At 76.5% G+C, this 6,689-nt stretch carries 4 protein-coding genes and 1 pseudogene; 3 read left to right on the plus strand and 2 right to left on the minus strand.

Annotated features, from left to right (window positions below; all coding sequences use genetic code 11):
* Both AB7J25_RS29620 and AB7J25_RS29625 read right to left on the minus strand, forming a co-directional pair.
* Positions 1-899 (minus strand): annotated as a pseudogene (locus AB7J25_RS29620) (hypothetical protein); the annotation flags it as partial.
* 712 nt (positions 900-1,611) lie between these two features.
* Positions 1,612-4,164, minus strand: a complete 2,553-nt coding sequence (locus tag AB7J25_RS29625; protein ID WP_428514511.1) for a LuxR C-terminal-related transcriptional regulator — start codon at positions 4,162-4,164, stop codon at positions 1,612-1,614.
* 217 nt (positions 4,165-4,381) lie between these two features.
* Here AB7J25_RS29625 and AB7J25_RS29630 point away from each other — a divergent pair, with 217 nt between their 5' ends.
* The 3 genes from AB7J25_RS29630 to AB7J25_RS29640 form a co-directional block, all read left to right on the plus strand.
* Entirely contained in the window at positions 4,382-5,404 is a 1,023-nt protein-coding gene (locus AB7J25_RS29630) for a PhoH family protein (protein WP_428514513.1), read from the plus strand.
* 120 nt (positions 5,405-5,524) lie between these two features.
* Positions 5,525-6,289: a bifunctional 1-(5-phosphoribosyl)-5-((5-phosphoribosylamino)methylideneamino)imidazole-4-carboxamide isomerase/phosphoribosylanthranilate isomerase PriA gene (gene priA, locus AB7J25_RS29635; protein ID WP_428514514.1), complete on the plus strand. Its 765-nt coding sequence runs from the start codon at positions 5,525-5,527 to the stop codon at positions 6,287-6,289.
* Between the two features lie 174 nt (positions 6,290-6,463).
* On the plus strand, positions 6,464-6,689 hold a 226-nt coding region (locus AB7J25_RS29640), incomplete at its 3' end, for a HisA/HisF-related TIM barrel protein (protein ID WP_428514516.1).

Below are 6,689 nucleotides of genomic sequence, written 5' to 3' on the forward strand. Positions count from 1 at the left end.
CCGGCACCCGGCTGCCAGCTCAGCGGGGGCACGTGGGTCAAGTGCGGGCAGCCGTTCAACCCGGCCAGCCCGCCCGTGCCGGGCTGCCTCGCCCAGGGCTTCATGTGGGTGTGCCCGGCGGGCAACGGCACGCCGCCCGCCGCGAACTGCACCGCGGGTGACACGGGGTGGACGTGTCCACCGGTCCTCGACCCGAAGGCGACGCCGCCCGCTCCGGGATGCGTCGCGACGAACGGCATGTGGGCGTGCCCGGTCGCGGATCCGGCGAAGCCGCCCGCAGCGGACTGCACGGCCGCGCCGGGCGGCGGGTGGACGTGCCCGCCGGACCGCTCCACGGCACCGGCGCCGAACTGCACCTTCGGCGAGAAGGGCTGGACCTGCCCGCCGATGATGCCCGCGCCGACCGGAGGCGGGCTCACCCCGGAGCAGGCGATGCAGGTCTGCACCGTGTCCGAGGGCGGGTGCACGGACGGCAAGCCGACGGCCGAGCAGCAGTGCGCCGTGCTGCCCGCGACCTGCACGGACGGCGTTCCGATGACGGACGGGACCGCGCCGGGCACCGGGGGCACGCCGCCCGCCGGGACGGGTGGCACGCCGCCTGCCGGGACCGGTGGCACGCCGCCCGCTGGGACCGGCGGCACGCCGCCCGTGCCCGTGATCACCCCGGAGCAGGTGACCGGGCTGTGCCCGCCCGGCGGGCTGACGCCGGGTTGCGTGGGCGGGCAGCCCCTACCGGCGCTCCAGTGCGCCCAGTTGCCCGCCACCTGCACGAACGGGGTCCCGAACACCACGCCGCCAGCAGGCGAGACCACGATGCCGATGACCATGATCGTCGGGCCGGGCATGGGCACGCAGACCGACATGTGCATGTTCATGACCGAGACGTGTCCGCCCGGCATGCTGCCGGCGGACACGGGCACCGGTGAGAAGTCGCAGGGTCCGGGTGCGGCACCGTGCCCCGGACCGGGTGAGCCCGCGGACCCGGCGCGTCCGGAATGCGCGGCCCCACCGGCCGGTGGGACACCTCCCGCCGGGGCGACGCCGCCGGACACCGGCGCCGGTGACGCGGGCGGGGGCACCACGCCGGACACCGGCGGTCAGGGGGGCACCGGAAGCGGCGACGCCGGAAGCGGCGGCACCGGGAACGGCAGCGGGAGCGGTGGCACCGGGTCTGACGGCTCCGGTTCGGGAGGCGACACCGGGAGCGGCAGCGGCTCCGGTAGCGGCTCCGGCAGCGGCTCCGGTAGCGGTGGCGACACCGGTAGCGGTGGGGACACGGGGAACGGCGGAGACGACGGCGAGGGTGGCTGACCGGCTCCCGGCGGGCGTGCGCCCGGGCGCCGTCCCGTCGGCGCCGCTGCCACGTTCGGCCGGACGAGGCGCCGCGTGAGGGGGTGCGGCGGCACGAGGGGTGCCGCCGCACCCGAGCGTCGCACCGCGGCGGCATGCAGGAGCGTTGCGAAGTCCGCCGCGGATGTCGGGCCGGACCGCCGCGGCCCGGCCCGGCCGGACGCCCGAGATACGCATCAGCGGGGTCGCCCGGCCCGTGAATCCACCGCCCGCCGAGCCCCCTCACGTCCACCTCGGGCGCGGCATCCGCCGGTGTGCCGGTCAGCTTTCCTCGGTGACGTGTGCCGCGAGCTCGGCGCGGTTCGCGAGGCCCAACCGCACGCAGGCGTGGTACACGTGGCCCTCGACCGTCCGGACGGACACGCCGAGCCGCTGCGCGATCTCGGTGTTCGACAGGCGCGCCGCGAGCACCGCGATCTCCCGCTGCCGGGCGCTCAGCGGCAACGGCCGGGCCACGGCCTGCAGCCCGGGGCTCCGGATGCCGCAGGAGGTGGCGAGCGCGGTCGCGCGCAGGGCGGCCCCGTGCTGGGCCGCCTCCCCGCGGCGGCGCAGCAGGCCCGCCGCGTGGGCCGCGGCCTCCGCCGCGCCCAGGAGCAGCCCGGCCTCCTCGAACCGGAGGGAGAGGGCGGTGAGGGCGTCCGCGTCGCGCGCGGCGAGCGCCTCGGCGTGCGCGGCGGCGAGCCCGGCGCGCGGCCCGTCGACCCGCCGCACCAGCTCCCGCAGCCTCGGTGCCTGCGTCCGCGAGCCGAGCAGCGTCGCGTCGTGGCGGGCGAGCACCTCGACGGCCCACTGCCCGGAGGCGGCGGCGTGCTCCGCGGCCTCGACGGCGCTCGCGGCGGCGGTGCTGACGGCTCCGTCGGCGGCCGCCGACCAGGCGCGGGCCAGGTCGAGCAGCGGCCCGAAGACCCGCTCGGACGGCAGCCGGTGCTGCTCGGCGCGGGCGAGCGACTCGGCCGCCCCTGCGGCGTCCCCGGCGATGCCGCAGGCGACGGCGCGCAGGCCCTCGAACCAGGTCGTGTAGCCCCCACCCGCTCCCGGGAAGTACGGGCGGTACTCGACGAACCGGCGCGCCGCGAGCCCGGCGTCGCCGGTGGTGAGGGCGTGCAGGCCGTCGAACACGGGCAGCATGAACGCCGGGAACAGGCCCTGCAGCGCGGTGGAGAGCTCCTCGATGCGCCCGCGGATCGCGGCGGGGCGCCCCGCGAGCGCGAGCCCGAAGACCTCGACGAACGCGATGTTGGTCTGGAGGGTCGCGGTCTCCGGGGAGGCCAGCGCGGCAGTGGTGGCCTCGACGGCGATCCCGCGCAGCGCATCCGTACGACCCGTGAGCCCTGCTACCGCGGTGCGGGCCCAACCGGCGAGCGCGGCGGCGTGGGCGGGCGGGCGGTCCGTGGCGGCGAGCCGGGCGGCGTGGCGGCCCGCCTCGTCGAGCCGGTTGCCCAGGGTCGCCGCGGTGGCGCGGAAGCCGAGCAGCGCATGGCCCGTCGTCCGCTCCGCCGCGGCCGCGATCCGCTCGGCGGCAGCGGGCTCGCCGAGCACGAACAGGTGGTGCACCGCCTGCATCTGCGCCAGCCGCGCGACCTGGGCGGGGGTGCGGGCGTGGGCCACAGCGCCCTCGAACGCGCGTTCCGCCTCCTGCGGGCGCAGCAGGTAGCTCAGCGTGTAGGCCAGCGTGACGTGCGCGTCGAACTCCGCACCGGCAGCGCAGGCCGCCTCGAGCAGGCGGACGGCGAGCGGGATGTCGTTGAGCGCGATCGCCCGGTCCGCGGCGGTCGTGAGCAGCTTCGGATCGGGCGCGAGGTCGGATCCGAGGGCGAGGGCCGCGCGGCGCAGCAGGTCCTCGTGGCCGGCGTCGGCGAGTGCGGTGACGACGCGGCCCCGCAGCGCACGCGCCCGCGGCTCACCGACGCGGGCGCGGACCACGTCGCCGTAGAGAGGATGGGCGAGGCGCGCCTCGGGCCGGGCCACCGCGACCAGGCCCCGGGCGACGGCCTCGTCCACGGCGGCGGGGCCGGTGAGGGCGGCGAGGACGTCGAGGTCGAGGGGCTCGGCCAGCGCGAGGAGCTCGACGACGGGCCGGACACCGTCGTCGAGTGCGCCGATGCGCGCGGCGATCAGCTCGGTGAGGCCGGGCGTGAGCCGCGGTTCACCCGCCCAGGTCCAGAGGCCCTCCGTGCGCGCGAGGCGGCCGTCACGGCGCTCGCCGGCGACCAGCTCGCGCAGCCACAGCACGTTGCCGGACGTGGCGGCGTGCAGCCGCCGTCCGCTGTCGGAGTGCACGCGCCCGCCCAGCGCGGCCTCCAGGAGGTCGACGGTGCGGTCCGCGGACAGCGCCTCGACGTCGATGCGGGGCAGCAGGCCGTCCTTCCACAGCGCGGTGACGGCGGCGGGCGCCGCCTCCCCGGTGCGCACGGTGGCGACGAGCCGCACGGCCCGGTCGCCGACGAGCTGGTGCACGAGGGTGGCGGACACCTCGTCGAGGAGGTGGGCGTCGTCGATGCCGAGCACCAGGCCGGGTTCGGCGCGCAGCGCGGCGTGCGCTGCGGCGAGCAGCTGGGCCGGGGCGCCGCCCGCGGTGGCGGCGATCAGCGGGGCGAGCGCGCCCAGCGGCAGCGGCCGGGAGGACTCGGTGGCGCGCACGACGCGGACGGCGCCGCGACGGCCGGCGAGGGCCTCGCGGGCCAGGCGCGTCTTGCCGACCCCCGCCGGACCGGCGAGCAGCACGCCGCCGCGACCGTCGAGGGCGTCGACGGTCGCGCGCAGCTCGTCGTCGCGTCCGCGCAGCGGCCACTCGTCGGGGTGGATGCCCGCCATGGCCGCATTCTGGCCGGTCCGGGGGTCGTTGCGCCGGTCGGAGGTGCTGACGGGTTCGTGACATCCGGCCGAACGTCACCGTCGAGGCCGGAGAAACGGCGCGGCCGGACCTCGCGTTCGCCGGTAGCATCGTCGGCGCCCTGACAGCCGAGACAGGAAGCAGGCGGCACGACCCTTGACCCAGCCGGACGGAGTCCAGTCCCGCGTCCAGTCCCGCATGGCCGTGCCCGACGCCGCGCTGCTCGCGCTGCTCGGCTCCCGCGACGAGAGCCTGCGGGCCGCCGAGCAGGCCCTCGAGGCCGACGTCCACGTCCGCGGCAACGAGCTCACCCTGACCGGCACCCCGGCGGACGTCGCGTTCGCCGAGCGGGTGTTCACCGAGCTGATCACCCTGGCCGAGCGTGGCCAGCAGGTCGGCACAGACGCCGTCCGGCGCACCGTGGAGATGCTCGCCGGCGGGGACGCCGACGAGCGCGCCCGCATCGGCGAGTCGCCCGCCGAGGTGCTGAGCCTGGACATCCTGTCGCGGCGCGGCAAGACGATCCGGCCCAAGACGCTCAACCAGAAGCGCTACGTGGACGCCATCGACGCCCACACCATCGTCTTCGGCATCGGCCCGGCCGGCACCGGCAAGACGTACCTGGCGATGGCGAAGGCCGTGCAGGCGCTGCAGGCGAAGACGGTCAACCGGATCATCCTCACCCGCCCCGCCGTCGAGGCGGGGGAGCGGCTGGGCTACCTGCCGGGCACGCTCTACGAGAAGATCGACCCGTACCTGCGGCCGCTCTACGACGCCCTGCACGACATGATCGACCCGGAGTCGATCCCGAAGCTCATCGCCGCCGGGACGATCGAGGTGGCGCCGCTGGCGTACATGCGCGGCCGCACCCTGAACGACGCGTTCATCCTGCTCGACGAGGCGCAGAACACCACGCCCGAGCAGATGAAGATGTTCCTCACCCGCCTCGGCTTCGGCTCGAAGATCGTGGTGACGGGCGACATCACGCAGGTCGACCTGCCAGGCGGCACCCGCTCGGGGCTCGCCGTCGTCCGCGACATCCTGCACGGCGTCGACGACGTCCACTTCGCCGAGCTGACGAGCACCGACGTCGTGCGCCACCGGCTCGTCAGCGACATCGTCGACGCCTACGCCCGGTTCGACGCCGTCACCGACCGGCGGTTCGCGTCGGGTGCGCCGCGGACGGGCCCACCGCAGGACCGCACGCGCCGCCGCCGCTAGCCGTGATCGCCGTTCCCGTGACCTGACGTGCACCCGTGCCCGTCAGGTCACGCAACCGGTGATCACCGGCCTGCGGGGCGGCCGTGCCCGGCGACCCGGCTGCGTCGGTAGGCTCGCCGCGTGGTGTTCACCCTGCTTCCCGCCGTCGACGTCGCGGACGGCCAGGCGGTCCGGCTCGTCCAGGGCGAGGCCGGTACCGAGACCGGGTACGGCGACCCGCTGGAGGCCGCCCTGCAGTGGCAGCACGACGGCGCGGAGTGGATCCACCTCGTCGACCTGGACGCGGCGTTCGGCCGCGGGTCGAACGCGGAGCTGCTCGCGGGCGTCGTGAGGGAGCTGGAGGTGCAGGTGGAGCTCTCCGGCGGGATCCGGGACGACGAGTCGCTGGAGCAGGCCCTGGGCACCGGCTGCGCCCGGGTGAACCTGGGCACCGCTGCGCTGGAGGATCCGCAGTGGTGCGCCCGCGCGATCGCCGCGCACGGTGAGCGGATCGCCGTGGGCCTGGACGTGCGGATCGTCGACGGCGAGCACCGCCTCGCCGCCCGGGGCTGGACCAAGGACGGCGGCGATCTCTGGGAGACCCTCGCCCGGCTGGACCGCGACGGCTGCGCCCGCTACGTCGTCACGGACGTCGGCAAGGACGGCACCCTGCGCGGGCCCAACACGCAGCTGCTGCAGGACGTGGCGGCGGCCACCACCGCCCCGGTGATCGCGTCGGGCGGGATCGCGGAGGTCGCGGACCTGGTCTCGCTGGCCGAGCTCGCGGCCTCCGGCGTCGGCATCGAGGGTTCGATCGTCGGCAAGGCGCTCTACGCGGGGCGGTTCACGCTCCCGGAGGCGCTCGCCGCGGTCCGCGCCGTCGCCACGACACGCGCGGCGGGCTGAGGACCTCCACGGGACCTCCGCGCCGCTGCAGGCCGTCCCGGCCTCCGGCGATGGAATGCGCAACTCGCGGCGACGGAATGCGCAACTCGCGCACCCGTCACCGGCGCCTTCCGCCGCGCCGACCAGGGCGGGGCCGCGGTCGGGCGTTCGTCGGCGGCACCTAGGCTCGCCGTCGTGGGTGTGGCCGTGCGTGTCATCCCCTGCCTGGACGTGGACGCCGGGCGGGTGGTGAAGGGTGTCAACTTCAAGGAGCTGCGCGACGCGGGCGACCCCGTCGAGATGGCGGCCGTCTACGACGCCGAGGGTGCGGACGAGCTGACGTTCCTCGACGTCACGGCGTCGTCGGGGGAGCGGGAGACGATGGTGGACGTCGTGCGCCGCACCGCCGAGCAGGTGTTCA

This window comes from Pseudonocardia sp. (assembly GCF_050246655.1).
Classification (GTDB): domain Bacteria; phylum Actinomycetota; class Actinomycetes; order Mycobacteriales; family Pseudonocardiaceae; genus Pseudonocardia.